Source organism: Streptosporangiales bacterium (genome assembly GCA_009379955.1).
Lineage (GTDB): Bacteria > Actinomycetota > Actinomycetes > Streptosporangiales > WHST01 > WHST01.
This window is the reverse complement of record WHST01000008.1, coordinates 39,506-65,711: the sequence shown is the minus strand read 5'-3', so window position 1 is coordinate 65,711 and position 26,206 is coordinate 39,506. Positions and strand designations below refer to the sequence as shown.

The following is a 26,206-nucleotide window of genomic DNA, read 5'->3' as shown; positions in this document are numbered from 1 at the left end:
CATGCGGATACTCGTGGTGGAGGACGAGGAGGACCTCGTCGAGGCGGTGCGCGCCGGGCTCGTCCGCGCGGGCTATGCGGTCGACGTCGCGCTCGACGCGCGTGCGGCGTCGGAGAAGCTCTACGCCAACGCGTACGACCTCCTGCTCCTCGACCTCAACCTGCCCTTCGGCGACGGCTTCGAGCTGTGCCGGTCGATCCGTCGCGGAGAGCTCGACGGGCTCACGACGACCGACCTGCGCATCCTCATGCTCACCGCGAGGGACCGGCTCGAGGACCGCGTCCGCGGGCTCGACGAGGGCGCGGACGACTACCTCGTCAAGCCGTTCGCGTTCCCCGAGCTGCTCGCGCGGGTCCGTGCGCTGCTGCGCAGGGAGACAGCGGGTGGCACGGCCGTCTGGACGGTCGGCGACCTCCGGCTCGACGCCGCCAGGCGCGAGGTGCACAGGGCGGGCGAGCCCGTCTCGCTGACACCGAAGGAGTTCGCCGTGCTGCAGTACCTGATGGGGCGCCCCGGCCACGTCGTGTCGTCCGAGCAGCTCCTCGAGCACGTCTGGGACGAGTACACCGACCCGTTCACCAACACGGTGCGGGTCACCGTGGGCACGTTGCGTCGCAAGCTCACGGCCGCCGACGGCGAGGCGCCGATCGAGACCGTCGTCGGCAGCGGCTACCGGCTGAAGGAGAGCCCGTGATGCGCCTCCCCCTGCCAGGCTTCGTCTTCACGATCCGGTTCCGGCTGACCGTGCTCTACTCGACGCTCCTCTTCGCGCTCGCCGCGCTGATGCTCGGCGGCGTCTACGTGGCCGTGTCGAAGAGCACCGAGGCGCAACCGATCACCAAGACGTACCGGGCCGACAAGGTGCTCCGCGACTCCCACGGCGAGGAGCAGGTCGTCGGCCAGGTCGACGTCGTCAAGGTCGAGCAGGTGGAGCAGGCCGTCAACTACGAGACCATGCAGAACCTCCGGCAGTACTCGGCCGGCATGCTCGGCGTCCTGTTCGTCGCGAGCCTCGGCATCGGCTGGGCGCTGTCCGGACGCGCCCTGCGACCCGTACGCGCGATCGCCAGGACCGCCGAGGACATCCAGGCTACCGACCTGTCCCGCCGGATCCGGTTGAGCGGCCCGAAGGACGAGCTGCGCTACCTCGGCGACACCGTCGACTCGATGCTGGACCGGCTCGACAGCGCGTTCCGTGCCCAGCGCCAGTTCGTCGACGACGCGTCGCACGAGCTGCGCAGCCCGTTGGCGATCATCCGGGTGAACGTCGACACAGTGCTCGCCGCGCCCGACGCCACCGACGACGAGCGCCGGCGCGCGGCCCTCGTCGTCGACCGCGCCACCACCCGCATGACCCAGCTCATCGAGGACCTCCTCGCCACGGCGCGCCGTTCCGGGCCGGCGTTCCACGACACCGACGTCGACCTCGCCGTGGTCGTCAGGGAGGCGGTGGAGGAGTTCGAGCCGCTCGCCGCCGAGCGCGACCTCGCCATCGTCTCGCGGCTCGAGCAGGGCCTGACCCGGATCGGCGACCACGACGCGCTGCGCCGCGCGGTGGGCAACCTGCTCTCGAACGCGGTGAGCCTGGCGACGTCCGGCACCGCGATCACCGTCGCCGCGGGCCGCGCGGAACCGTGGCTGTGGATCGCCGTCCGCGACGCCGGCCCCGGCATCTCCCCCGACGACCAGACCCGCGTCTTCGACCGCTTCTGGCGCGCGCAGGAGGGCAGGCGCACGGGCAGCCGTGGCGCCGGCCTCGGCCTCGCGATCGTCCGCCAGATCGTCGAGGCGCACGCCGGCCACGTCCGCCTGTTCTCGGTGCCGGACGTCGGCAGCACGTTCGTGCTCTGGCTCCCCACCCCCGACGGCCAGCCCCCACCCCACCCCCCGGACGTCAACCCCCTGCCCGCGGATCGGTAAGCCGGTCCGCGAAGCCCGTGAGGGGCACCCTCACCGCGCAACCCGACCCGTGAGGGGCACCCTCACCGTGCACACCACCCGTGAGGGGCACCCTCACCGCGCAACCCAACCCGTGAGGGGCGCCCTCACCCCGCCCTGACACGGTGAGGGTGCCCCTCACGGGTTCCGGCCGCGCGCTCAGCCGTCCACATATCCGGGCGCGGGGGTGCGGACGTACTCGGCAGCTGCCGACTACCTGGGCATGAGCATCGAACTCGACACACTCGTCATCGCCAAGCACGGCATCATCACCCGAGGCCAGGCTCTCGCCGCCGGCATGACCGCCCAGGCCGTCGACTGGCGGCTGCGGCACGGCGGCCCGTGGCGGCGCCTGCTTCCCGGCGTGTACGCCACCTTCACCGGACCGCTCACCGACCTCCACCGGTGGCACGCCGCCCTCGCCTACGGCGGCGAGGGCGCGGCCCTGACCGGCGTTCCCGCGCTGGTGCTCGCCGATCTCGCGCCGGCCCCGTCCGGTCCGACGCCGGTCCTGCTCCCCCACGACCGGCGTCGGCGTTCGCTGCCCGGTGTCGTCGCGGTGCGTACCCGTCGCCTGCCACGCACGCGCGAGCGCAATGGTCTCGACGTCGCCGAGCCCGTGCGCGCGCTGGCCGACGCGTGCCGACTCACGCGTGATCTCGTCACCGTCAGGGCACTCGTCACCGGGTGCCTGCGCTCCGCCCAGGTCTCCGTCGGCGCACTCTTCTCGGAGCTCGACGACGGACCCCGCAAGGGAAGCGCCCTGCTGCGGTCCGTGTTGGAGGAGTACGGCCACGGCGTGCGCTCGGTCGCCGAGGCGGAGGCGCGTCGGCGACTGCTGGCCCTGGCCATCCCACCGCCACGGTTCAACGTCGACCTGCTCGACGGCAACGGCGATCTCCTGGCGCGACCGGATGCCTACTGGGAAGAGGCTGCACTCGCGTTCGAGGTCGACTCCCGCCGGCACCACGGCGACATGGCCGGGTGGGAGCACACCCAGCGCAGGCATGCCCTGCTGGCTGCGCACGGCGTCACCACCATGCACGCGTCACCGCACCGGATCCACACCGACTGGTCACGGCTCGGCCCGGAGGTCGAGGCCGCCTATCGCCTAGGCCGCACCCACCCTGCGCCGCGCGTTCGCGTCCGGGTGCCGTGAACACGCCACCCGTGAGGGGCACCCTCACCGCACCAGAACACGGTGAGGGTGCCCCTCACGGGGCGGGCCACACGGTGAGGGGCACCCTCACGGGGGGGGAGGGCCACGACCGGGGAACTGCCGCACCCGCCGCCGCGGGGTTACTCGGCCAGGATGGGCATCCGGCTCGTGAAGAGGTCGTTCGGGAGGGTGTCGAGGTACGCGACCGTCTCGTCCAGGGACACGACGTCGGCGTACTTCTGGTGCATGTCGAACAATGTCATGTGGTGCGACGCCTCGCCGCGGTCGAAGGTGCACTCCTCGACGATCGAGACGTGGTAGTTGTGCGAGAACGCGTCGACGACCGTCGCGCGGACGCAGCCGCTCGTGGTCGTGCCACAGACGATCAGCGAGTCCGCGTTGAGCGCCGTCAGGTGTGCCTGCAGCAGGGTGCCGAAGAACGCGCTCGGCTTCGCCTTGGGGATGAGCAGGTCGCGCTCCTCCGGGGCGATCGGCTCGACGACGTCGTTGGCGCGCACGCCCGACGCCTCGACCGCGGGCACCTCGGCCGCGCGGGCGTTCTTGTCGCTCCACCGGCCGGCGTCGAACCGGTCGGGACGGTAGTCCATGCCGGTCGTGTAGATCACCGGGATCGCGTGGCCGTGCGCCTTGTCGACGAGGGTGCGGATCTTCTCGACGGAGTCCCACGCCTCGGCGCCGCAGCTGTTGCGCCAGCGTTTGATCGACTCGAGGATCGGCTCGGCACGGTCGCCGCAGAAGGCGTACGTCACGTCGACGACCAGCACGACGGGACGCTCACCGAGCCCCGCCTTCTTCCCGTACCCGGAGCCACCGAAGACCTCGCGGTCGCGTGGTGTCAGGAACCTGTCCCACTCAGGCATGGTCGTTCTCCTCGAACTTTCGCACCGGTGCGTTCATCGGCACGTCGGAACGTCGCCGCGCGGCGTTCTTCTCCGCCGTCTGCCAGAAGTCACCGCTCACCGCGAGCTTCGCCTCCTGCTCGAACTCGTCGCTCCAGTCCCCCAGCGAGTAGCCGAACCACGGCGCCTTCGGTTCCAGCGCCGGCAGGCCGAGCTCCTCCCAGATCCCGCGCGCGTGCTCCATGTACTCGCGCTTCGGCAGCGAGATCGGCGGGTACGGGCGCTTCAGCGTCGCGTCCATCAGGATCGCCGCATCCTGGCCGTCGTCCATCGGTCCCGCCGGCCCGTGACCCCACGACCGGTGCTCGACGACCTGCATGTCGCGGCGCGGGTCCATCCGGTACGCGAGCGCCCAGAGCAGCGCGTCGGTGCTGTCGGGGTCGATGTCGTCGTCGACCGCGATCGTGAACTTGCCGACGGCGTTCTGCAGCGAGCTCGCGGCGTACAGCGCGCGCCAGACGTTGGTCTCCTCGGCCCCGCGCTCGAAGACGAGCACGACGAACTTGCGGATGTTCGTCAGCGGCTCGTGCAGGAACACCCGCTTGAGGCCGTGGATGCCGATCTCCCTGAGCGTCGTCGTGAACCGCTCCTCGTACGCCAGCCGCTTGATCAGGCTCGACTCGCTCGGCGTGACCTGGCTCAGGATCGACGGGAAGATCGCCTCGCGCCGCCGGGTGATGGCGGTGACCTCCATGAACGCGTTGTACTCCTGCAGGTTCACGTGACCGTGCGACTCCCCGAAGGGCGCCTCCGGCTCGAGGAACTCGGTGTTGATCAGGCCCTCGATCACGATCTCGGCATCCGCCGGCACGAGCACGTCGACCGTGCGGGCCTTGACGACCCGCAGCGGCTCGCCGACCAGACCGCCCGCCACCGCGTGCTCGTCGACCCCGATCGGGATCTTCTGCACCGCCGTCAGCGTGACGCACGGGGGCGCGCCGACGACGATCGCGCACGGCAGTGGCTCGCCCTTCGCCCGCGCCTTGTTCCAGTGTGTGGTGATGCCCTGGTTGAGCTCGTGCGACGCGTTCATCCCGACGCAGGTCGGGCTCTTGATCTGCCCTCGGTAGTTGCCGGAGTTCTGCACGCCGGTGTCCGGGTCGCGGGTGATGTAGTGCGCGCTCGTGAGGTACGGACCGTTGTCCCAGCCCGGCGTCGAGATGGGCACGGGCAGGGCGTCGAGGCCATTGCTCTTCAACGCGTCGCCCTCGAACACGACCTCCTGGCAGGGCGCGTCGTCGACGAGCATCGGCTCGATCGGCTCGGCGATCGCCTTGGCCCAGGTGGAGCCGACGTCGTCGAGGTCGCACCCCATCGACTGCGCGTAGATCGCCCGGTTGGACGCGAGCGCGCCGACGAGCACCGGCATGTCGTACGCGCGCCCCTTGCCGTCGACGACGTTCTCGAAGAGGAACGCCTTGCGGTCGTCGGCCGGCATGCCGCCGCAGAACTGCCAGCGGACGAGCGGGTGGAGCTCGGTGTTCTTGTCGATCGGCCGCGTCACCCGGATCAGGCGACCCGCCTCCTCGAGCCGTCGTACGTGCTCGTGGAGGTCGGGGTAGGTGCGGTCGGCCGTCATGAGTTGTCCTCCAAAGTGAGCATCGCAGCGGTTCGTAGCGCATTCCGCACGCACGCACTCGCGGAGCGAGGAGCGGAGCGGCGGAGTACGGCGGGGGGCACTGTCATGTGTTCCTCTCGCTCGCGGCGTGGGCCGGCGTCGCCGTCCACGTCTTCACGTCGTCTGCGGCGATCACGTCGCCGTACTTCATGGAGATGTCGAAGAGGTTCGCGGCGTGCGCGAAGGCCGAGCGGTCGAAGCACGCGTCCGCGACGACGGCGACGTGGAGGTTGTTCGACATCGCGTCGACGGCCGTCGCCCGGACGCAGCCCGACGTCGTCGTACCGACGAGCACCAGGGAGTCGATGCCGCTGCGCACCAGGTACGGGAGCAGCGGGGTGCCGAAGAACGCGCTCGCCTTCGGCTTGGACAGCACGTACTCGTCGTCACGCGGCACGATCTCGGCGGGGAACGGCGCCTCGTGCACCGCCCGCGCGAGCGTGGCGTCGCTCGTCCGCTTCACCGAACCGCCGCAGAACGCCTTGTCGACGGGATCGCCCTTGGTGAACACGACGGGGACCCCGGCGGCCCGCATCGCGTCGACGAGACCGACGATGGTCGGTAGCCGTTCCCACCCCATGTCGCCGCACCCCATCACCGACGGCGGGTCGTCGCTGCCCGGCCGCGGACCGAGGAACGACATGACCACGTCGACGACGAGCAGGCACGGACTGCTTCCCGCGCCCTGGAGGGCGCCGAACCCGTTGGCGGCGAGGCTCTCGAGCTCCGCCGCGGGCACGTACTCCTCCCAGGGTCGCGCCTTCGGCGCGCTCACGTGAAACCCAGGAACTGGTAGAAGACGAGGTAGAGGAACCCGGAGACGCCGACCGTGATGCCGATCGCGGGCTTGAGCGGCGCCCTCGCCCAGAGGAAGAAGGCCGCGAGGAATACCGGCGTCATGATCATGTAGCCGACGAGGAACATCCCGAAGCCGAGCAGGAGCAGCCAGACCATGGCTTCCCACGCCTTGAAGACACGCGGCTGCCTACCCTGCGGCCGATCCCCCGCGGTCTCCTCTTCGCTGTCCGGCTCGTTGTCCGGCACCGACTCCAGGTCCGCGACGACGGTGTCCGACGACGTCGCGACATAGTCCCGTTCGACGAAGCCGGCTCGTCGCCGTAGCGGCGGGAACAGTTCCAGCAGGAGATCGATCGCCACCAACCCGAGCGTGACCACGATCGTCACGAGCGGGAAGCGACGCGCACCACCGCTGAGCTGTGTCGTCTCGTAGAGGAGATACGCGAAGAGCAGGACGAGGACGAGGTCGATCGCGACGGCTCCGGTCAGCCAGCGGGGTACCTTGCTCCCCACCCGCGCTACCAGCCCGCTCATGCGCGCCCGCCTCCTCGCACTTCCAGGCTCATGACGACACCTTCGCGTCCTCGCTGGATGCCTTCCGCCGCTTGGCCAGCTTCTGGCGGACGATCGGCAGCGCGAACAAGAGCACGCCGACACAGAAGATGCCGAGGCTGAAGGGACGGGTCAGGAAGGCACTCAGGCCCGTCGTGAGCGCGGTCTGGCCGAACGACTGCTCGACCAGCCTCCCCAGGATGAGTCCGATCACGACCGGGACCAGGCTGAACCCGTACCTCTTCAGGACGAAGCCGGCGACTCCGGCCAGCAGCGCGACCACGATGTCACCACGGCGCATGCCGATGCTGTACGCGCCGACCAGGCTGACCACGAAGACGATCGGCGCCACGTAGACGGCCGGCATCCGTGCGATGGGAGCCAGGAACCTGCTCAGCGACAGTCCGATGACCGAGGTGAGGATGTTGGAGATCAGCAGACCGAGCACGATGAGGAACACGATGTCGAGGTGATCGGTCAGCATCTCCCTGCCGGGCGCGATCCCGTGGATGAGGAACGCACCGAGCACGACGGCCCACACCGCACTGCCGGGAACGCCGAGCGCGATGGTGGGGAGCAGGGCCCCGCCGTCCTTCGCGTCGATCGACGCCTCGGTCGCGATGACCCCGCGCGGGTCACCGGTCCCGAACTTCTCGGGGTCCTTGGCACCCTGCTTCGCGGTGGCGTACGCGATGAACGCGGAGACCGAGCCGCCGATGCCGGGGATGACGCCGCAGACAGTGCCGATGACGCTGCTCTGCAACAGGATGCGCGGATACCGGAAGCACAGGGCCGCACCCTTGCGGATCTGCCGCCAGTGCGCCTGCGCACCCAGCTTGCGCTCCTCCGGCGGTCGGTTCGGCTCGAGCAGCAGCGACATCGCCTCGCTCAGCGCGAACAGCCCGATGAGCACGGCGATGAAGTCGAGGCCGTCGTCGAGGAAGAGGCTGCCGAACGTGAACCTGCTCACCCCGGTGAGCAGGTCACGTCCGACGAAGGACAGCACGAACCCGAGGCCGCCCGCGATGAGTCCCTTCACCAGCGAGCCGCGGGAGATCAGCGCGATGATGAACAGCCCGACCACCGCGATCATGAAGGTCTCGGGATACGAGAACTTCAGGATGAGCTGGCGGCTCAGCGGCAGGATCGCCAGGAAGACGATCAGCCCGAACACCGCGCCGACGGCCGACGCGGTCGCCGACACCGACAACGCCGTCGACGCCTCACCCTTCTTCGCCATCGGGTAGCCGTCGAGCAGGGTGGCCGCGTTCGCCGACTCTCCCGGGGTGTTGATGAGGATCGCGGTGATCGAGCCGGCGTACGACGTGCCGCCGATGATCGAGGCGATGAGCAGGAACGCCTGCTCGGGTCCCCATGCGTAGGTGAGCGGGATGACCAGGGCGATGCCCGCGGCGGCACCGAGACCGGGCATCGCGCCGACGACCAGCCCGATCACGGTGCCCAACAGGGGTAGCAGGATGTTGGGCCACGAGACGAGCGTGTCGAGCGCACTCAGGAATCCCTCGAGCATCCCCTACCTCCCTTCGTCGTCGGTGACGTCACGTCAGCTGGTCAGGTACTTCCGGTAGACGTCGGCGTACTTCTCGTAGGTCGCGACCGACTCCTTGATGAGCTGCTGCGCGTCCTCCGGCGTACCCGGCGACACGATGCGGCCCTTCTCGCCGAACGCCTTGAACTCGTCGCCGTTGAGCGTCGTCTGCACCGCGTCGGTCAGCGTCTTCTTCAGGCACGACGGCAGTGCCGGGGGCGCGACGAGCATCAGGTTCGTGGTGAGCACACCGGCGAGGTCGCCGAGACCCACGTCCTCCGCCATCGGGGTGTCGCCGAGCAGGTCAAGCGGCTCTTCTCCGAACTGCACGAGGGCCTTCGCGTCGCCGGCGTCGACGGCCTCCGCGATCGAGTCACCGGAGAAGACGGTGAAGTCGGTGTCTCCACGCACCATCGAGGTGATCGCCTCGGCGCTGCCCTCGTGCGGGACCGGGGTGAACTTCAGCCCGGCCTCCTTCGCCGCGATGACGCCGTTGACGAAGTTGGGGCTGGTGAGCCCGGACGTGGCGAACTTCAGCGGCTTCTTCTTGCTCGCCTCGACGAGGTCGTCGAACGTCTTGTACTTCGACCCGGCCGGGACGGCGAACGTGCTCGGCCGGTCGTTCACGACGCCCAGCTGGGTGAACTTGGCCAGGTCGTACTCGACGTCCTCGACGGCCTGCAGCGCGGCGAGTCCGTTGGGCTCGACCAGGTGAATGGTGTACCCGTCGGGCTCGCCCTCGTAGACCTGGCTCGCCGCCACCCGGCCACCCGCGCCGTCGACGTTCTTCACGATGACGTTGCCGCCGAGCTCCTTCTTCAGCAGCGGGACGAGGAACCGGCCGTACTCGTCGTGGCCGCCGCCGGGCGAGCGGCCGATGATCATCGTGACGTCCTTCTCCGGGTACTTCGCGCAGTCCTCCTTGCTCATCTCCTGCGCGGAGCCGCCGCCGCCACAGCCGGCCGAGACGAGTACGAGGGCCGCGAGTGCGGCACCTGCCCCCAAGCGCGTGACGCGTGTCGGGTGGGACATGGTCATTCCTCTCTCACTGCACTGTGATCGATCGGCCGTCAGGCCGTATGTCCCCCGTGCGTCCGTGTGGTGGTCACGTGCTCACCGGTGCCTCGTCACGACGTCGACGAGGACGGGCACGCGTTCCTGCGTCACGACCTTGACCGCCCAGGCCAGCCGCTCAGCCAGCTCGGCGGGATCGTGGATCGGCCCGGTGGCCTGCCAGCCGAAGCCGCTCGCGATCGCGGCGAAGTCGGGTGCGGGCGCGTCGAGGTCCATGCCGATGTTCGCGCGGGAGATGTCCCTTCCCCGGTCCCGCGCGACGATCTCCTGGTGCTCCCAGTCGTTGTAGTACGCCCGGTTGTTGAACATGACCACGAGCATCGGCAGCCGGTGGTTCGCGATCGTCCACAACGTGCCCGGGTCGAACAGCAGGTCGCCGTCCGGCTGGATGTGCACGACGAGCTTCGACGAGTCCCGGTGCGCGAGTGCCACGCCCATGCCCATGCCGATCTGCGTCGCCGTGCCGAGCGGCCTGCCCGTGAACCGTGACCAGTCGTCGAAGTCCCACAGGCGCGGCGTCCAGCCCGCGAGGGTGCTGCCGGAGAGCACCCAGTCGTGGTCGCGTACGGCGTCACGCAGCTCGCCCGCCAGCCGCGCGGTGCTGATCGGGGTGTCGTCCCACCCCTCCCTGGCACGCTCGCGGTACGTCGCGCGCTGCCGGTCGTGGGCCTCGGCCACATCCGTGCGCCTCTCGGCCACCCGCCGGCTCGCGTCCGGTGTCTCGGCCAGCTCCTCGACGAGGGCCGCGAGGCGCGGTACGGCGAGCGCGGTATTGGCGGTGACGGAGGTGTCGACCCGCTGGTACTTCTCGAACGTCGGTGACCAGCCGTTGCCCTCGAGCAGGTCGAGGCGGATCTCCACGAGCCTGGCGTCGGCTCGCGGGAGCCAGCGCCGCTCGTCGCCGCGTGACCCGCCCGCCGCGGTGAGGGCGCCGTACAGGTCGGCGACGTCGAGCGCGAGGACGACGTCGGCACCCTCGACCCGGCTCTTGTCGAGGAAGTGCTGCGCGTTCGTGTTCGGCAGGTTGTGGCGCCATTGCTGGTCGTAGACGGGGATCGCGCCCGCGTCCGCGAGCGCGGCCAGCGCCGCGGCCGTCTCCGGGCGCCGGCCGACGCGACCGGCGACGATGACCGGCCGCTCGGCGGCGACGAGCGCCCCCGCGATCTCGGCGAGGACGTGCTCCTCCGCGGGGAACTGCACCGGCGGCTCGTTGCGATGGACGACGATCTCCGGCTCGTCGTCCAGCGGCTCCTCCTGCAGCGCGACGTCGTAGCAGCTGTAGACGGGACCGCACGGCTCCATCGTCGCGATCTGGTAGGCGCGGGCGAAACCGTCGACGACGGCCTGGTGGTCGAACGGCTGGTCGTCCCACTTCACGTAGTTGCGGACGAGGTCGCCCTGTGCGAACGCCGTGTGCACCCACTCGATGTGCGGGCGCCGCTTCGCGACCTCCATCGGACCGGTGCCGCCGAAGACGAGCACCGGGGCCCGGTCGACGTACGCGGTGTAGACGCCCATCGTGCTCTGCATCAGCCCGACGACGTCGTGGACGATCGCGCCCATCGGCTCACCGGTGACCCGCGCATAGCCGTGCGCCATGTTGACGCAGATCTTCTCGTTGGTGCAGATGATCATCTCGGGGCCGCCCGAGCCCCAGTTGACGAGCGAGTCGTGCAGGCCGCGGTAGGACGCGCCGGGATTCATCGCGACGTGACGGATGCCGTAGGCACGCATCAGGTCGACCACCAGGTCCGAACCGTACTTCCGCACGCGTCCTCCACCGACTCGGTCTACAGGGCTACCAGCACCGACTTCTCCTGCGTGTAGCTGTTGAACTCGTCCTGCGCCCGTTCCTTGCCGATGCCGCTCTGCTTGTAGCCGCCGAACGGGCTGCCGACGGGACGCCTGCCGTGCCCGTTCACCCAGACGTAGCCGGCCTGCAGCCGGGCGACGACGCGGTGGGCGGTGCCGAGATCGTTGGTCCAGACGCTCGCGGTCAGGCCGTACTCGGTGTCGTTGGCCATGGCGAGCATCCGGTCCTCGTCGTCCCACCGGAACAGGCAGGTCACTGGGCCGAAGATCTCGTCACGCGCCACGATCGGCGACATGTCGTCGCACTCGAAGACGGTCGGCTGGATGTACAGCTCGCCGGGCAGCGAGTCGTCGGCCACGGGTGCTCCGCCGGTCAGCACGCGGGCGCCGTCGTCGACGCCCTTCGCGATGTGAGCGAGCACCTTGTCGTACTGCGTGCGGGAGACCATGCAACCCATGTCGGCGCCGGCGTCCCACGGCGCTCCGGGACGCAGGGACTCGAACGCCTCGACGAGACCGGACCGGAACGCCTCGTAGACGTCGTCGTGGACGAGCAGCCGCGTGGCCGATCCGCACGACTGGCCCTGGTGCACGAGGTTCATGCCCCTGACCGCGCCCTGCACCGCGACGTCGACGTCCATGTCCGGGTAGACGATGAACGGCGCCTTGCCGCCGAGCTCGAGCGACACCGGCTTGATGCCCGCGGCGCACATCTCCATCACCTTGCGACCGGTCGGCACGCTGCCCTTGAAATGCACCTTGCGGACCAGCGGGTGGCGCACGAGCGGAGCGCCGCTCTCCTCGCCGAACCCGGTCAGGATGTTGAGGACTCCGGCGGGCAGCAGGTCCTCGGCCGCCTTCGCGATCTCCAGCGCGGTCAGCGGGGTGAGCTCCGACGGCTTCAGGACGAGCGTGTTGCCCGCCGCGAGCGCGGAGCCGACCATCTGGGCGGCGAACATGAACGGGTGGTTGAACGGCACGATGACACCGGCCACGCCGTACGGCTCGCGCACCGTGTAGTTGAGGGTGTGGCTGTCGATGGGGATCGTCCGACCGGTGATCGTGCCGACGAACCCTGCGTACGTGCGGATGAGCTGCACCCCGGTGTCGACGTCCGCGCGCATGCGGCGCACGGTGCTGCCGTTGTCGACGACATCGACGAGCGCGAGCCGGTCGGCGTCGGCCGCCAACCGGTCGGCCAGTGTGTAGAGCATCGCCGCGCGATCGGCGGGCGGGGTGTCACGCCAGGTCTCCTCGTACGCGCGGTGCGCGGCGCGTACCGCGAGGTCGACGTCGTCGGCGTCCGCGCGGCTCACCTGCGCGATCGGCTCTCCCGTCGCCGGGCAGGACACCTCGAACGTCCGCCGCGACGCCGCCGGCGACCAACGTCCGTCGACGAAGAGCAGGTCCTCGGCGCGACGGTCAAGTGCGGGATGCACTGCCATTGATCGGCCTCCCGTCATGTCACTGCCGCCCGCTCATCGCGAGGTGCCACGGCGCCAGCCTGCGCTCGGCGAGACCGACCAGCCAGGTGAGCACGATGCCGAGCAGCAGGACGATGATGACGGGCACGAACATCCGGGCGGTGTCGAAACTGTTGCCGGCGTTGATGATGATGCCGCCGAGACCGGACACGGCCGTGAAGAACTCGGCGATGACCATGCCGATCACCGCGCGACCGACGGCCAGGCGCAGCCCGGTCATGATGTGGGGCAGGGTGCCGGGAATGATGATCTTCCGCATGATCTCGGCCTGGGACGCGCCGAAGCTCGACCCGACCTCGATGAGGGTCTTCGGCACGGCCTGCACGCCGCGCCAGGTGTTGATGATGATCGGGAACACCGTGAGGGTGAGGACGATCGCGACCTTCACCAGCAGGCCGGTGCCGAACCACACGATGAACAGCGGGATCAGCGCGACCAGCGGGGTGGCGTAGCCGGCCGTGATGTACGGGCCGAAGCCCGCCTCGATCAGGCGGTACCTGCCGACGACGAGCCCGACGGGGACGCCGATCACCACCGCGAGGACGTATGCGGGCACGAACGACTGCACGCTCGACCCGAGCGCGGAGAGCAGCGAGCCGTCCTTGACCAGCTCGACACCCTCGCTCAGGACCGCGGTGGGGTACGACATCGTCATCGGGCTGACACTCGAGCCGACGACCTGCCACACGACGAGCACGACGAGACCCACGAGGATCGCCGCGAACGCGTTGGTCAGCCGGCTGGAGCCCGACGACCGCCCCGCTCGAGGTGCCGACACCTTGCGCGGGGACGGCTGGGCCTGCCGAACGTCACCTGCCATGGTTCACCTCGCCGAATCAGACCGACGGCTCGGTCGTGGCCGTGTTGGCGTCCTGCAGCAGCTGCCACAGCCGGGTACGGATGCGTCCGAACTCGGGCGACGTGCGCAGCTCCGCGGCGTCGAGTCGCGGACGGGGCAGGTCGACGTCGACGACCGCATGCACGCGACCGGGGTTGGGCGCCATCATCACGACCCGGTCGGCGATGAGCACGGCCTCGTCGAGATCGTGCGTGACGAAGACGATCGTGCGTCGGTCGTCGGCGTGGATGCGCAGCAACTCGTACTGCAGGGTCTCGCGCGTCTGTGCGTCGAGAGCGCCGAAGGGTTCGTCCATCAGGAGCACCTCGGGCTCGGTGACGAGCGCGCGCGCCATGCCGACACGCTGCCGCATGCCGCCGGACAGCTCGTACGGACGGCGGTGCTTGGCGTGGTCGAGTCCGACCATGCTCAGGTAGCGCTCGGCAGCGACCCGTCGTTCCCTGGCCGGCATCTTCCTGATCTCGAGGCCGAACTCGACGTTGCCGAGCGCGGAGCGCCACGGCAGCAGCTCCGCGTGCTGGAAGACCATCGCCCGGTCGGCACCCGGTCCGACGATCTCGTTGCCGTCGACGTACGCCGCACCCGACGTGACGTTCTCCAGTCCCATCAACACCCGCAGCAGGGTGGTCTTGCCGCACCCGCTCATACCGGTGAGCGTGACGATCTCACCCGCCTCGATCGAGAGGGAGACGTCGTCGAGCGCCTTGACGACCTCGGTGCGTCCGTCCTGTCGTCGAACGAACTCCTTGGAGACGTGCTCCACCAGCACCTTCGGCTGCACGGCGCCCGGGTCGTCCTCGTGCACGGGATCGTCGACGACGTCTGCGTCGTGTGTACCCGCCACGATCAGCTCCCCGCCGCCCCGAGGTCGTCGCCCACCCGCTTCAGACCCTCCTTCTGGAAGGAGTCGTCGAGCAGCTCGTCGAGGTCGACCTTCTTCTTCTGCAGGCCGTTCGACATCCTGAACTCCTGCAGCCACTCGAGCTTGTCACGTGGGATCTCGCACTTCGTCGACTCCGCCTTGCCGTCGATGATCCGGTCGTAGAAGTAGTCCAGGCTCGGGTCGGTCGGCTCCAGCTTCAGCGTCTTCGCCGAGAGCTCGAGTACCTCCTTCTTGTGCGCGGCCGCGTAGCTGATGCCCTGCATCTCCGCGGCGAGGAACCGCGCCGCGGTGTCCGGCTTCTCCTCCAGCGACTTGCCGTTGGCCGCGATCACGAACCGCGGGTAGTCCGGGATGAGCTCCTCGGCGGAACCCAGCTCGTGCAGGGTCTTGCTGTCCTTGATCCGCGGCACGAACTCGGGCGACACCGCCGCCGCGTCGACACGTCCGGCCGAGATCGCCTGGAACCGCTGGGCGTCGTTGCCGACGTTGATGACCTGCACCGACTTCGAGTCGAGCTTCTTGCTCGCGAGCATGGCGCGAACGGCGACGTCGGGCAGCGAGCCGGGCAGGGACACGCCGATCTTCTTGCCCTTGAGGTCCTCGAAGGAACGCACCTTCTTCTGGGCGATCACGCTGTACGTGAGTCCCGGCAGCGTCGATCCGATGATCTTCACGTCTCCACCGCGGAGCGACGCGTCGAAGACCGGGTCGGGCGACGTCTCGATGGAGTCGACGTCACCGGACTGGAGCGCCTGGTTCAGCGGGATGTTGCCGGTGAAGCTCTTGATCTTGACCTTGACGCCCTGTTCCTCGTAGTACTTGCGCGCCTGTGCCATGAGGATGAAACCGGCGTCGCCCTTCGGGGTGACGATGGCGTGCACCCAGTTCCTGTCCTCGGTGTCGCCCTTCGATCCACCCCCGCAGCCGGCGACTCCGACCGTCAGGGCCGTACCGGCCAGGACACACATGGCCTTACGCAGATTGATGATCCGGGGCATGACGAGACCTTTGCTGCAGAGGATTTTCTTACGTTGTTGTCCAGCCCGCTACATACTGACTGGATAGTACGTGGCACCTCTCGGGTGAACAAGAGGTGTCGACACTTTCTCTCATCGCCTGTTTCCGCCCCCGAACAGCTCGGGGTACTTGCTCGTGACTCGCGCCGCGACCTCGGCGGGAACGGTGACGGCCGGAGGGAACGTGCCGCGCTGGCGACGCTTGAACGGCTGGCACGCGTTGATCACCGCGCGCGACAACGGCAACTCGTTGAGTGCGTCCTCGGGGCCGCGCTCGACCATCGGGTCGAGTGCCATGCCCCACGAGTTCCTGATGAACTCGATGGAGTCCGCGGGATCGGTACGCGTCGACACCGCCCACATGACCTGATCGAGGTCACTGGGATCGATGTCGTCGTCGACGACGATGGTGTACCTGCCGCCGAACGCTCCCTCGCGCACCTGCGAGGCGACCATGCCGGCCTGCTGCGCGTGCCCGAGGTATGCCTGGTCGATGGAGACCACGTTGAGCGCGCGCGTGTAGCCGGCCTCGTGGCACCAGACGCCGACGATGTTCGGCACGCCAGCGTCCTCGAGAGCGTCCCAGATCATCGCCGAGCGCATCGGGCAGCGGAAGTACGAGTAGTCGTACGGCGGGATGCCCGCGCAGGTGCCGAGGATGATCGGGTCGTCGCGGTGGTAGATCGCCTCGACCTCGATCGTCGGCGTCTGCATCTTGCCGCCGGCGTAGTAGCCGAGGAACTCGCCGTACGGGCCCTCGGACACCGTGTCGGCCGACAGGTAGCCCTCGATCACCAGCTCGCTCGTCGCGGGGACGGGCAGCTTGGTGACGGGTGCCTCGACGAGCTCGAGGTCGCCGCGCAGCTGCTGCAGGACGTCGTACTCGGACACGCCGGTCGGCAGCTCCATGCCGCCGAGTGCGGACAGTGCCGGGTGATGGCCGAGCGAGACGGCCACGGGCACGCGCTCGCCGCGCCGCCAGTACTTCTCCATGTGCAGGCGCGCGTGGTGGCTGGAGTTGACGAAGAGGCACACCCGCCGCTCGTCGTGGATCATCATCCGGTACGTGCCGACGTTGACCCACCCGGTCTCCGGGTCACGCGTCACGACCGCGTCGAACGTCCCGAGGTAGCGACCGCCGTCGAGGTCGTGCCACTTCGGCGCGGGGAAGCGGGTGAGGTCGACGTCGTCGCCGGTCAGCCGGTTCGCGAAGACGGGAGCGTCCGGGTTCGCCGCGACACCGTCCGTCACGCCCGTCACCGCGGGACGGCGCAGCCGGTCGCGCAGTGCGCGGACGAGGAGCTGGTTGTCGGCGCCGGTGTCGCACCCCAACGAGTAGCTGACGCGTGCGGCGTCGAGCAGCGAGCCGGTCATGATCCGGTAGCCGGGGCGGTAGCCCTCGATCTCGTCGAAGAGCAGGACCCACTTGTCCTTCTTGGCGTTGAGGTCCGTGACGGCACCGACCTCGAGATCCCAGTGCGCGCCGCGCACCTCGCGGACGAGATCGCGCGAGCGCATCTCGTCGAGCCAGTCCCGCAGGTCCTCCATGCAGCCTCGTCCCTCCGCCTGACCACTCGGCTCATCCCTGCCGTCACATGTCGGGCTCGGACAGGTAGATGACTTTCGTAAATTACTTTTGTCATCTAGTTACGTCAAGGGGCCGCCGCCTCCGCGAGCCTGAGCGCGCGCCTGTTGATCTTCATCAGCGGCGTGCGCGGCAGCGCCTCGACGTACGCGATCTCGTCGGGGACCTTGTAGCCGCCGACCTCACGCACCCGTGCGCGCAGGTCGGCGGTCAGCTCCTCCGACGGCCGCGCTCCCCCGCGCAGGACGACGAACGCCTTGGGCCTCGCCAGACCGCTCGCGTCGGTGACGCCGACGACCGCGACCTCGTGGACGCTCGGGCTCGTCGCGATGGCACCCTCGACCTCGAGCGGCGAGACCCACATGCCGCTCACCTTGAAGAGGTCGTCGCGCCGGCCGACGAACTGGAAGTAGCCGTCGCCGGTGAGCGCGAGCATGTCCCCGGTCCTGGTCCACGGGCCGATGAACGTCGAACGGGTCGCGTCGTACTTGCGCCAGTAGAACAGACATGCGGTGCGACTGCGCACCCACGCCTCGCCCTCGACGCCCGGCTCGGTGACCTCGTCGCCCTCGGCGTCCACGAGCTTGACCTCGTACCCGAAGACGGGCCTGCCGAGGGTGCCGCGACGGAAGTCGCGCTGCCTGTTCGCGATCCACTCGTAGGTGACCTCGGACGAGCCGATCGAGTCGAGCAGCTCGAGCCCGAAGAGCTTGTCGAACCGCACGGCGATCTCCGTCGGCACCTGTTCCGACGCCGTGATCACCAGGCCGACGCTCGAGAAGTCGGGCGTGCGGCCGGCCTCGTCCGCGTACTGGAGGATGGCCTTGACGGTCGTCGGCACCGTGATGAGCTTGGTCGGCCGGTACGTCTCGACGATGCGCACGACCTCGCTGCCGCTCGGCGGCGCCCCGCCCACCACGGCGGTGCCGCCCCAGTAGAGCGGGATGAGCACGCCCGGCCACAGTCCGTGGGTGAAGAACTTCTTCGACGTCGCGTGTACGACGTCGTCCTCGGTGTACTCCCAGAAGGCGCCCTGCCGCTCGGGCACGAGCACGAAGTCGTGCGCCAGGTGCGTGACACCCTTGGCCGGTCCCGTCGTGCTCCCCGAGTAGAGCATGTACGCCACGTCGCCGGCGTGCAGTCGTACGGGTGTGACCGGAGGTGCCTGCGAGGCCGTCAGCGACTCGACGGGCACGGTCCGTGTCCCGGCGTCCGCCGTCGCGTCGCCGCGCACGAGGACCAGCGGCGGCGCCGTGCCGAGCTCCGCAACGGCCTCGGCGAGCTTGGGCAACTGCGCCGCGTCGACGTACAGGACGGCGGGCTCGACGTCGTCGAGGTAGTACGCGAGCTGCGCCGCCTTGACCTGGTCGGAGACCACGACGGGGACGACGCCCACGCGGACGCACGCGAGCCACAGCGCGACATACTCGACGCTGTCGGTGCCCACCAGGAGCAGCCGGCAGCCGGCCCGCACACCGAGGTCGGCGAGCCCCGCCGCCGTGCGCTCGACGAGGGTGTGCAGCTCCCGGTAGGTGTACGGCACGTCGTCGGCGACCAGTGCCGCCTTGTCGGCGCGAGCGGTGTCGAGGTGCTTGTCGAGCAGCAGCTCGGTCGGACTCAGGCGTTGGGGTATCTCGGGGTCGCGCCACTCGTACCAGTCCGGCGCGTAGCCCAGTCGCGACTCCGCGAGGCGGGAGGAGGTCTCGTCCATGAGGTTCTCCTAGTGTCGGTCATTGACCGGACTGGGCCAGCAGGCGCAGCCAGCCCTGCTGGTCCTTGTCGACCCGCGCCACGACGTCGTCGGCGAACCACCGGCTCAGGTCGACGGTGTCGACGGCGTAGCGTGGACGCGCGAACTGGTCGGCGGTGCCGTACGGGATGGTCGCGTCGATCGCGAGCCCGCCCTCGAACGCCGTGCCGGACCCGCCTCCCCCGCCGGACGCGCGCTCGCTCGGCTGGAACGCCTGGCCCGCGCCACCTGGCACGGGCACGATCATGTCGCTGTTGGGGTCGACGCGCGTGGTCAGCGCCCACATGACGTCGTCGGTGCTGTAGATGTCGATGTCCTTGTCGACGGCGATGGCGATGCGCATGCCGCGCGAGCTCGCCAGCGCGGCCACGAGGACGTTGCGCTGGTAGCCCTCGTCGACCTTGCTCCGCTTGTCGATCTGGAAGATCGCGCCGCCCCAGTCGGTCATGGCGAACGGGATGTGCACGTCGTGCACCAGGCCCGGCATGATCCGGTTGCCCAGCTCGTACAGCGCCGCGGTGCGGACGCTGGTCTGGATGTTGTTCTCCTCGGCGCCGTGCACGATCATCGGCTCGATCATCGGCCTGCTGTCGAGCGCGCGGTGGGTGATCGCCGTGACCTGGAACGTCGGCGCGCGGTACGCCTTGCCCATGTAGCCCGCCCACTCGGGGTGGAACGGGTGCTCGCCCTGTTGCTTCGTCTCCTCCGAGCGGCCGGTCTCGTACCTGCGGTCGGTCGGGTCGAGGTAGCCCTCGATCACGTACTCGGCGTTGGCGACAGCGAGCGCGTCGGGAACGGACACGGCGGGCACGAGCTCGACCGGACTGCCCTGCAGGGCGCCGGCGACGGCGATCTCGTCGCTGCCGTGGGGCAGCACGACGTAGTCGAACCCGGCTCCTGCCGCCAGCGTCACCGCCGGTGGCAGGCCGAAGTTGATGGTGAGCGGCAGCCGCTCCCTGCCGTAGAACTCCGCCGACGCCATCCACATGTGACTGCCGGGCGCGATCTGGAACGTGCCGACGTCGCCCCAACGGAAGTTCTGCCGGTTGTAGCCGATGTGCGTGCCGCCGCCGAAATACGGTCCCGACAACAGCGTGACGCCGCTGCCGAGCGTGGCCTCCTCCTCCTCCGCGGTGTGCCTGATAGGCACCACGAAGTCGACAGGGTTCAGGCCCTCGGTGCGCACGACCTCCTGCACCGGCGCCTGCGCGCGGTCGACCACGCGTGACGCGAGCGGCTTCCTGATCGCGTCGGCGATCCTGCGGGTGCGGTCGCGCGGGCCGTCGAAGCCGAAGAGCAGGTCGATGACGCCGGTCTGCGCGAACAGGTTCATCACGAACCTGGCGTGCTCGTAGCCCTCCACCCGCTCGAACAGGACGGGCGGTCCACCGTCCATCCGCTTCTGGACGGCCGCGAACTGCAGGTCGGGGTCGACGGGCACGTCGGTGGTGACGAGCTGCCCGCGCGCTGCCAGGCCCTCCAAGGTGGAGCGGAGGCTCGTCACGTCCAGATCGCTCATCAGGCGGGCTCCTTCATGGCGGTGGCGTACCGCTCGGTCAGCTTGGCGCGTGGGACGGACTGCGTCGGCGTCCTCGGCAGCTCGTCGGTGACGAAGACGCGTTTCGGCACCTCGTACTTGGCGAGCTCACCGCCGGTCTTGCAGAACTCCAGCAGCTCGTCGGCGGTCGTGACGGAGCCGGTACGCAGGACCACGGCGACGCAGACCTCCTGGCCCCAGCGTTCGTGCGGCAGCGGGAACGCGACCGCCTCAGCGACCTCAGGGTGCGCCTCGACGACCTTCTCGACCGTGCGCGGGCTGACGTTCTCGCCGCCGCTGATGATGATCTCGTCGCGCCTGCGCAGGTGCCAGACGTGGTCGTCCTCGATGCGGACGATGTCGCCGCTGATGAACCAGCCGTCGTCGGTGAACGACTGCGCCGTGCGCTCCGGCATGTTCAGGTAGCCGGCGAACACCGAGTCGCCGCGCACCTGCAGCTCGCCCTCGCCCTCCGACCTGATCTCCCCCGTCACGGGGTCGACCAGCCGGAACTGCGTCTGGTTGTACAGCGGGCTGCCGCACGATCCGGGTACGTGCGTCGGCAGCTCGTCGCGCGGGTCGTACGCACCGGGCCGGCCGACCTTGTCGACGAAGATGATGCCCGCCTCGGTCATGCCGAGCCGCTCGCAGATCATGAAGGAGTAGCGGTCGAGCACCTTCTGGTACGCCCGCGGCGGCATCGGCGCGCCGCCGCCGATGACGAACCGTAGGCTGCTCAGGTCGAAGCGCTCGGGATCCGGGTAGTCGGCGATGTCGACGATCATCGAGCCCGCGATGTACGCGGCGTCGGGCCGGTAGCGGTGCACGTGCTCGAAGAACGCGTCCGCCTTCCACCGCAGCGACACGACGGAGCCGCCGGCCGCCAGCACCGGCAACGACGACGACTCCAGACCCGAGGTGTGGTAGACCGGCCCGGCGCACAACCACCGGCTGCTCGGCGTGAGCTTCCAGGCGTGCACGAGGTTGGACACGTGGGAACCGATGTTGCGGTGGGTCTTCATCACGCCCTTGGGCGTGCCCGTCGTGCCGCTCGTGTAGGTCACGTTGAACAGGTCGTCGTCGTCCTTCGGCGCCGACACGATGTGGTCCGGGTAGGTCGCCACGATGTCGCGCAGTGCGGTCACGCCGTCGGACGCGACGCCGTCGAGGGTGACCAGGTGCGTGACGTTGGTGCCGCGAATCGCCGCACGCGCGACGTCGAGGTCTTTCTCCGCCACCGCGAGCACCTCGGCCGCGGAGTCCTGCAGCACGTACCGGAGCGTCTCCTCGCCGAACATGTAGTTCGTCGCGACGCTGACCGCACCGGCCTTCGTCGTACCGAACTGGACGACGTAGAACTCGTAGCAGTTCGTGACGTACGTGGCGACGCGCGCGGCGCCGACCTCACGGACCCAGTGCGCGAAACTCGCCGCGGACCGGTTCAGCTCGTCGTAGGTGACGGCGCGGCCGTCGTGCACCACCGCGATCTCCCGGCCGCGGTGGTGTACCTGGCTCTCGAACTCGTAGATCCAGTTGGACACCCTTGTCTGCCTTCTTCCGCCGTCTCCCGGAACCTGAGGGGCTGAGCCCTACCTGCCGACGAACTTCGCGGGACGCTTCTCCCGCAGCGCGTTGATGCCCTCACGGTGGTCGAGCGTGAGGTTCGACTTCGCCTCAAGCGACAGCGAGAGGTCGAGGTTGGACGCCACCAGCTCGCGCAGCGGCGCGTTGACCGCCTGCTTCGTCCACTGGATGGCGCGGATCGCGCCGGCCGCGAGCTGGTCGGCGAACGCGTCGACCGCGCCGTCGAGCTCGTCGTGCGGGACGCAGCGGTTGATCAGGCCGATGTCCGCGGCCTTCTGTGCCGGGAGCAGCTCGCCGGTGTAGAGGTACTCCCTGGCGCGGGCGTAGCCGATGAGGTGCGGCCAGATCGCGCTGCCGCCGTCGCCCGCGACGAGGCCGACCTTGACGTGCGGATCGCCGATCCGCGCCTTGTCGGACGCGAAGATGACGTCGCAGAACAGCGCGATCGTCGCGCCGAGACCGGCGGCGACACCGTTCAGCTTGGCGATGACCGGTTGGCGGGCCTCGAGGATGCCCGTGACCGTCGCGCGACCCTCCTCGCTCAGCTGCTCCCAGCCGAGCGGGTCCTCGATGAGGGTCTCGAGCCAGTCGGCGTCACCGCCCGCGCAGAACGCGCGGCCGGCCCCGGTGAGCACGGCGACGTCGACGTCCCTGTCGCGGTTGAGATCGTCGAAGACCCGCGACAGCTCCTCGTGCATCCGCCCGTCGATCGCGTTCAGCTTCTCGGGACGGTTGAGCGTGATGGTCAGCACCCGCTCGCGCCGGCTGATCTCCAGGCTCTTGTAGTCGTCGTACGTCACGCGGTTCCCATCCGTTCCGTTCGGTTCGGTTGCGCCCGTCTCGCCGGGACGGGTGGTAGGCGGTGCTGCCACTTGACCCAGTTGAAGAACGACCGGCAGCGCGTGCACGAGAAGAGGACCTCCGACGTCGTGCTGCCGAACAGCGACGCCACCTCCACGTCAGCGCTGTCGCAGTCGGGGCAGCTGACGCCGGCGAAGTCGTCGTCAGCCGGATACAGCTCACGATCGGGCGGCCTTCTCTGTGCTCCCACGCGCCCGCTTCCTGCGCTCCTCATCTCGCCAGCTCCTGATCCTTGAACCTGATCACCTCGAAGAGCCGCGCCGGAAGTTCGCCGGTCCGCCTCGCGTCCGGCCGCCAGTCCGGTCCGAAGCCCGGTTCGGGTAGCACGTCCACGTCGACGCCGAGCGAGGTGACGACGTCGTGGACCTCGCGCGCGAATCCCGTCCTGATGTCGTCGATCGGGTCGTCGCGCAGGCCTGCCTCGAACAGGGCGTCCGGCGAGCCGGTCGGCCCGAACCACCCGAGGGCCAGCGGGTACCGCCGTCGCATCGCCTCGTCCACACGGTCGCGCTCCTCGTCCGACGCCTCGATGATGCGCATCCACCCCGTGGCGTACTTGAGGTGGAAGTACGCCTCCTCGCCGATCTTGCGCGCGATGCCGGCGATCGTCCTGTCCCGGTGCCGGAGGAATCCCGACGCCAGCGACCAGGTCGCCTGCTCCGCGAGCCAGGTGGTGACGATGAAGTCCTGCCAGTTGCGCGGCGGCGCATCGAGCAGGTCCATCGAGCGGATCTCGCCCGCTCCTCGGCCGAGTTCGAGGTGGCCGTACGAGTGGTCGAGGGTGTCGAGGAAGTGGTACACGGCACGGGTCTGGCCGTACGACGCCGTGCACATGCCGAGCATGGCCGCGAAGTCCGGCAGCGACTTGCCGTTCATCACGCACTCGGCGAACCAGTTGCCGAGGACGAGCTTGGTGTCGCCGATGCACAGCAGCTCGTCCTGCAGAGCCGTGCGCGCCGCGCCGTCGATGCCTTCGAGTGCTGGTTTCATCTCACGCCATCTTGATCCGGGTGGAGTGCTTGCCCAGCCGCACCGGGATGATCGCCTCGGTCGGGACGACGCACATCTCCTTCCAGCTGTGCTGGTCGTAGATGTACCAGGCGCGCACCTGGGCGAGGTCGTCGTTCGGTGCCTCCACCGAGCCGACGTGGGCGAGGGCGTCGTCGGAGCTCTTCCGCGCGAACACCTCGTAGTAGCGGGGCACCATGCCGCCGCGTTCGCGCTCGGGATCGAACGTCTTCTTCATCTCCCCCGCCTTCACAGCTGGATTCCGTTGGCGCGCATGAGCTCTCGCGTCCGCGTGTCGACCGAGTCGCGGTCCCAGGACAGGTGCAGTCCAGGCTCGACGTCGACGGCGGCGACGCCGTCGATGGCCAGCACGCGTGCGCGCACCTGGTCGGTGAGGAACGAGATCGCGGGACACGCCATGCACGGGATGCACATCGAGACCACGACGCGGTCACCCTCGACCTCGACGTCAGCGAGCATGCCCATGCTCCGCAGGCTCACCGGCACGTGCGCGTCGTGGACGTCCTCCAGAGCCTCGACGACCTGCTCCCTGGTCACCTGCGTGACCGTCGCCGTCACCACAGGTCGTCACCCCAGATCTCCTCGTGCAGCCGACTGATCGACGGGACCTTGTGCCTGCTGCCCGTCTTCCAGATCGTGAACTGCTCCTCCCAGGTGATCCGGCGGTCGTAGTCCCACTTGCGGGTCTTCTCGTCGAGGTGGATCGGCGGCTCGTAGTCGAGGACGAACTTGCCACTCTCCTCGTCGAAGTGCGCGGGGACCCGGATGCCGATCGCCTCGCTGAACGGCACGACCTGCGAGAGCCACTTCTGGCGCATCTCGTCGTTCGACGCGCCGCGGATCTTGTACGCGAGCTGGTCGGTGCGCTTCTTCATCTCGTCGGGCACGCCGAACCACGCGGCGCACAGCGGGAAGTAGAACTCGACCGCGTCCTGCACCCGGCGCCTGGCGGTCTCGTTGAGGTTCCAGAAGAACCTCACCCAGCGCTCGCCGTGCCCGATGTGGAACGTCTCCTCGAAGTTCACCTTGCGCAGCGACCTGGCGAACGGCGCGAACGAACAGTTCTCCTCGAGGTCGACGGTGGTGATGTAGCCGGCTCGGTCGCCGTAGCACATCGACACCACGGACTCGATGTAGTCGTCGTGCGGGAACTCCAGCATCTGGAACGTGCGCCACTCGTGCGGGTCGCGCTCGAAGAGGAAGTGGTGGGTGTCGTACCCGAACTCCTCGAGCAGCCGGTACATGACCTGCGCGTGACCGAGCTCGTCCTGGCACGCCGAGGCGATCGCGATCTTGTCGTCGAGGGTCGGCGCGGTCCTGATCGCCGGCGAGTACGTCGGCAGGGTCACGACCTCGAGGTCGGCCGCGATGTGCATCGTGTTGACGAGGACGTCGCGGTAGCGAGGCGTCATCTCGCTGGGGTCCTCGAGCTGGTAGCCGGCCTTGACCCGCTGCCGCAACGCGGCCTCGCGAGGGTCGTCGGTCCGTTCCTTCACCTGAGTCGTCATGTCGAGCTCAGCCCTTTCTCTCGAGGACGCCGTCGAGGATCGTCGTACGCAGCGCGCGCACGAGCTCGTGGCCGTTGAGCTCGTCACTGCGCCGGTACCACTGCAGGAAGCAGCCCTGGTTGACGGCGAGGATGACGCTCACCAGCTCCTTCGTCGGCACCGCCTTGGTGAACACGCCCTGCCGCTTGCCGGCGGACACGACGGTGGTCAGGAGCTTCTTCATCCGGTCGTCGACGGACGCCAACCGGTCCTCGACCGGGGTGTCCCTACCGTGCAGCTCGATCGACATCAGGATGATCAGCAGCATCCGGTCGGCGTACTCCTGACCGGCGATCGACTGCGAGTGCAGGAACGCGACGAGCTGGTCGCGCGCCGACCCCCTCGCCTCCTCGACCGCACCGAACGCCGGGTCGACCGTCAGCCGCTCGGCCTCGTCGAGCAGCGCGGACAGCAGGTTGGCCTTGCTCTTGAAGTAGAAGTAGACGGCGCCCTTGCTCATGCCCGCGCCGGCCGCGATCTGGTCGACCGTCGTCGCGTCGTACCCCTGCGCGATGAACTGCGCACGGGCCAGCTCCATCAGCCGGTGCATGCTGGCGCGGCGCTGCTCGGCCTTCTTGCCGCGCGCCGCCTGCTGATCCATCGTCGTCGACATACTGACTGGATAGTATGTGAACGGACCACAGGGAGACA

24 protein-coding genes are annotated in these 26,206 nt (G+C 69.1%); 3 read left to right on the top strand and 21 right to left on the bottom strand.

Annotated elements, in window-relative coordinates; all coding sequences use genetic code 11:
• Position 1 precedes the first annotated feature (1 nt).
• The 3 genes from GEV10_04105 to GEV10_04095 all read left to right on the top strand — a co-directional run bounded on the left by GEV10_04105 (position 2) and on the right by GEV10_04095 (position 3,097).
• Positions 2-694, top strand: coding sequence for a response regulator (locus GEV10_04105; protein MQA77660.1), 693 nt, complete (start codon positions 2-4; stop codon positions 692-694).
• Positions 694-1,920, top strand: a complete 1,227-nt coding sequence (locus GEV10_04100) for a HAMP domain-containing protein (protein ID MQA77659.1) — start codon at positions 694-696, stop codon at positions 1,918-1,920. Before GEV10_04105 ends, GEV10_04100 begins: the two co-directional genes overlap by 1 nt.
• Before the next feature lie 241 nt (positions 1,921-2,161).
• Complete coding sequence (locus tag GEV10_04095; protein ID MQA77658.1) at positions 2,162-3,097, top strand: hypothetical protein; 936 nt, start codon at positions 2,162-2,164, stop codon at positions 3,095-3,097.
• A gap of 140 nt (positions 3,098-3,237) precedes the next feature.
• Here GEV10_04095 and GEV10_04090 read toward each other — a convergent pair whose 3' ends face one another.
• The 21 genes from GEV10_04090 to GEV10_03990 all read right to left on the bottom strand — a co-directional run bounded on the left by GEV10_04090 (position 3,238) and on the right by GEV10_03990 (position 26,168).
• Positions 3,238-3,978 (bottom strand): isochorismatase family protein, encoded by a 741-nt coding sequence (locus GEV10_04090; GenBank protein MQA77657.1) that lies wholly within the window; start codon positions 3,976-3,978, stop codon positions 3,238-3,240.
• On the bottom strand, positions 3,971-5,596 hold the full coding sequence (locus GEV10_04085) for a UbiD family decarboxylase (GenBank protein MQA77656.1): 1,626 nt from the start codon (positions 5,594-5,596) through the stop codon (positions 3,971-3,973). Before GEV10_04085 ends, GEV10_04090 begins: the two co-directional genes overlap by 8 nt.
• A 103-nt stretch (positions 5,597-5,699) precedes the next feature.
• Entirely contained in the window at positions 5,700-6,410 is a 711-nt protein-coding gene (locus GEV10_04080; GenBank protein ID MQA77655.1) for an isochorismatase family protein, read from the bottom strand.
• A complete protein-coding gene (locus GEV10_04075) occupies positions 6,407-6,967 on the bottom strand; it encodes a hypothetical protein (protein MQA77654.1) in 561 nt (186 codons plus the stop codon). Before GEV10_04075 ends, GEV10_04080 begins: the two co-directional genes overlap by 4 nt.
• Before the next feature lie 28 nt (positions 6,968-6,995).
• Entirely contained in the window at positions 6,996-8,516 is a 1,521-nt protein-coding gene (locus GEV10_04070) for a tricarboxylic transporter (protein MQA77653.1), read from the bottom strand.
• A gap of 33 nt (positions 8,517-8,549) precedes the next feature.
• Positions 8,550-9,572, bottom strand: coding sequence for a hypothetical protein (locus GEV10_04065; GenBank protein ID MQA77652.1), 1,023 nt, complete (start codon positions 9,570-9,572; stop codon positions 8,550-8,552).
• Positions 9,573-9,647: 75 nt separating this feature from the next.
• Positions 9,648-11,378 carry a thiamine pyrophosphate-binding protein gene (locus tag GEV10_04060; protein ID MQA77651.1) on the bottom strand — a complete coding sequence of 577 codons (1,731 nt, stop codon included), beginning with the start codon at positions 11,376-11,378 and terminating at the stop codon, positions 9,648-9,650.
• A 20-nt stretch (positions 11,379-11,398) separates the two neighbouring features.
• Positions 11,399-12,883, bottom strand: a complete 1,485-nt coding sequence (locus GEV10_04055; protein ID MQA77650.1) for an aldehyde dehydrogenase family protein — start codon at positions 12,881-12,883, stop codon at positions 11,399-11,401.
• Position 12,884: 1 nt separating this feature from the next.
• Positions 12,885-13,724: an ABC transporter permease subunit gene (locus tag GEV10_04050; protein ID MQA77649.1), complete on the bottom strand. Its 840-nt coding sequence runs from the start codon at positions 13,722-13,724 to the stop codon at positions 12,885-12,887.
• A 16-nt stretch (positions 13,725-13,740) separates the two neighbouring features.
• Positions 13,741-14,544: an ATP-binding cassette domain-containing protein gene (locus GEV10_04045; protein ID MQA77648.1), complete on the bottom strand. Its 804-nt coding sequence runs from the start codon at positions 14,542-14,544 to the stop codon at positions 13,741-13,743.
• Positions 14,545-14,609: 65 nt separating this feature from the next.
• Positions 14,610-15,644 (bottom strand): PhnD/SsuA/transferrin family substrate-binding protein, encoded by a 1,035-nt coding sequence (locus GEV10_04040; protein MQA77647.1) that lies wholly within the window; start codon positions 15,642-15,644, stop codon positions 14,610-14,612.
• A gap of 111 nt (positions 15,645-15,755) precedes the next feature.
• On the bottom strand, positions 15,756-17,210 hold the full coding sequence (locus GEV10_04035; protein MQA77646.1) for a UbiD family decarboxylase: 1,455 nt from the start codon (positions 17,208-17,210) through the stop codon (positions 15,756-15,758).
• 104 nt (positions 17,211-17,314) lie between these two features.
• Positions 17,315-18,958, bottom strand: a complete 1,644-nt coding sequence (locus GEV10_04030; GenBank protein MQA77645.1) for an AMP-binding protein — start codon at positions 18,956-18,958, stop codon at positions 17,315-17,317.
• A gap of 19 nt (positions 18,959-18,977) precedes the next feature.
• Positions 18,978-20,516 (bottom strand): UbiD family decarboxylase, encoded by a 1,539-nt coding sequence (locus GEV10_04025; protein ID MQA77644.1) that lies wholly within the window; start codon positions 20,514-20,516, stop codon positions 18,978-18,980.
• Entirely contained in the window at positions 20,516-22,075 is a 1,560-nt protein-coding gene (locus tag GEV10_04020; protein MQA77643.1) for an AMP-binding protein, read from the bottom strand. The genes GEV10_04025 and GEV10_04020 overlap by 1 nt, the downstream gene beginning before the upstream one ends.
• Before the next feature lie 48 nt (positions 22,076-22,123).
• Positions 22,124-22,918 carry an enoyl-CoA hydratase/isomerase family protein gene (locus tag GEV10_04015; GenBank protein MQA77642.1) on the bottom strand — a complete coding sequence of 265 codons (795 nt, stop codon included), beginning with the start codon at positions 22,916-22,918 and terminating at the stop codon, positions 22,124-22,126.
• 271 nt (positions 22,919-23,189) lie between these two features.
• Positions 23,190-23,969 carry a hypothetical protein gene (locus tag GEV10_04010; protein ID MQA77641.1) on the bottom strand — a complete coding sequence of 260 codons (780 nt, stop codon included), beginning with the start codon at positions 23,967-23,969 and terminating at the stop codon, positions 23,190-23,192.
• 1 nt (position 23,970) lies between these two features.
• On the bottom strand, positions 23,971-24,186 hold the full coding sequence (locus GEV10_04005) for a phenylacetic acid degradation b (protein ID MQA77640.1): 216 nt from the start codon (positions 24,184-24,186) through the stop codon (positions 23,971-23,973).
• 50 nt (positions 24,187-24,236) lie between these two features.
• Positions 24,237-24,569: a DUF59 domain-containing protein gene (locus GEV10_04000; GenBank protein ID MQA77639.1), complete on the bottom strand. Its 333-nt coding sequence runs from the start codon at positions 24,567-24,569 to the stop codon at positions 24,237-24,239.
• Entirely contained in the window at positions 24,563-25,516 is a 954-nt protein-coding gene (locus GEV10_03995) for a phenylacetic acid catabolic family protein (protein ID MQA77638.1), read from the bottom strand. Before GEV10_03995 ends, GEV10_04000 begins: the two co-directional genes overlap by 7 nt.
• Before the next feature lie 7 nt (positions 25,517-25,523).
• Complete coding sequence (locus tag GEV10_03990; GenBank protein MQA77637.1) at positions 25,524-26,168, bottom strand: TetR family transcriptional regulator; 645 nt, start codon at positions 26,166-26,168, stop codon at positions 25,524-25,526.
• Positions 26,169-26,206 lie beyond the last annotated feature (38 nt).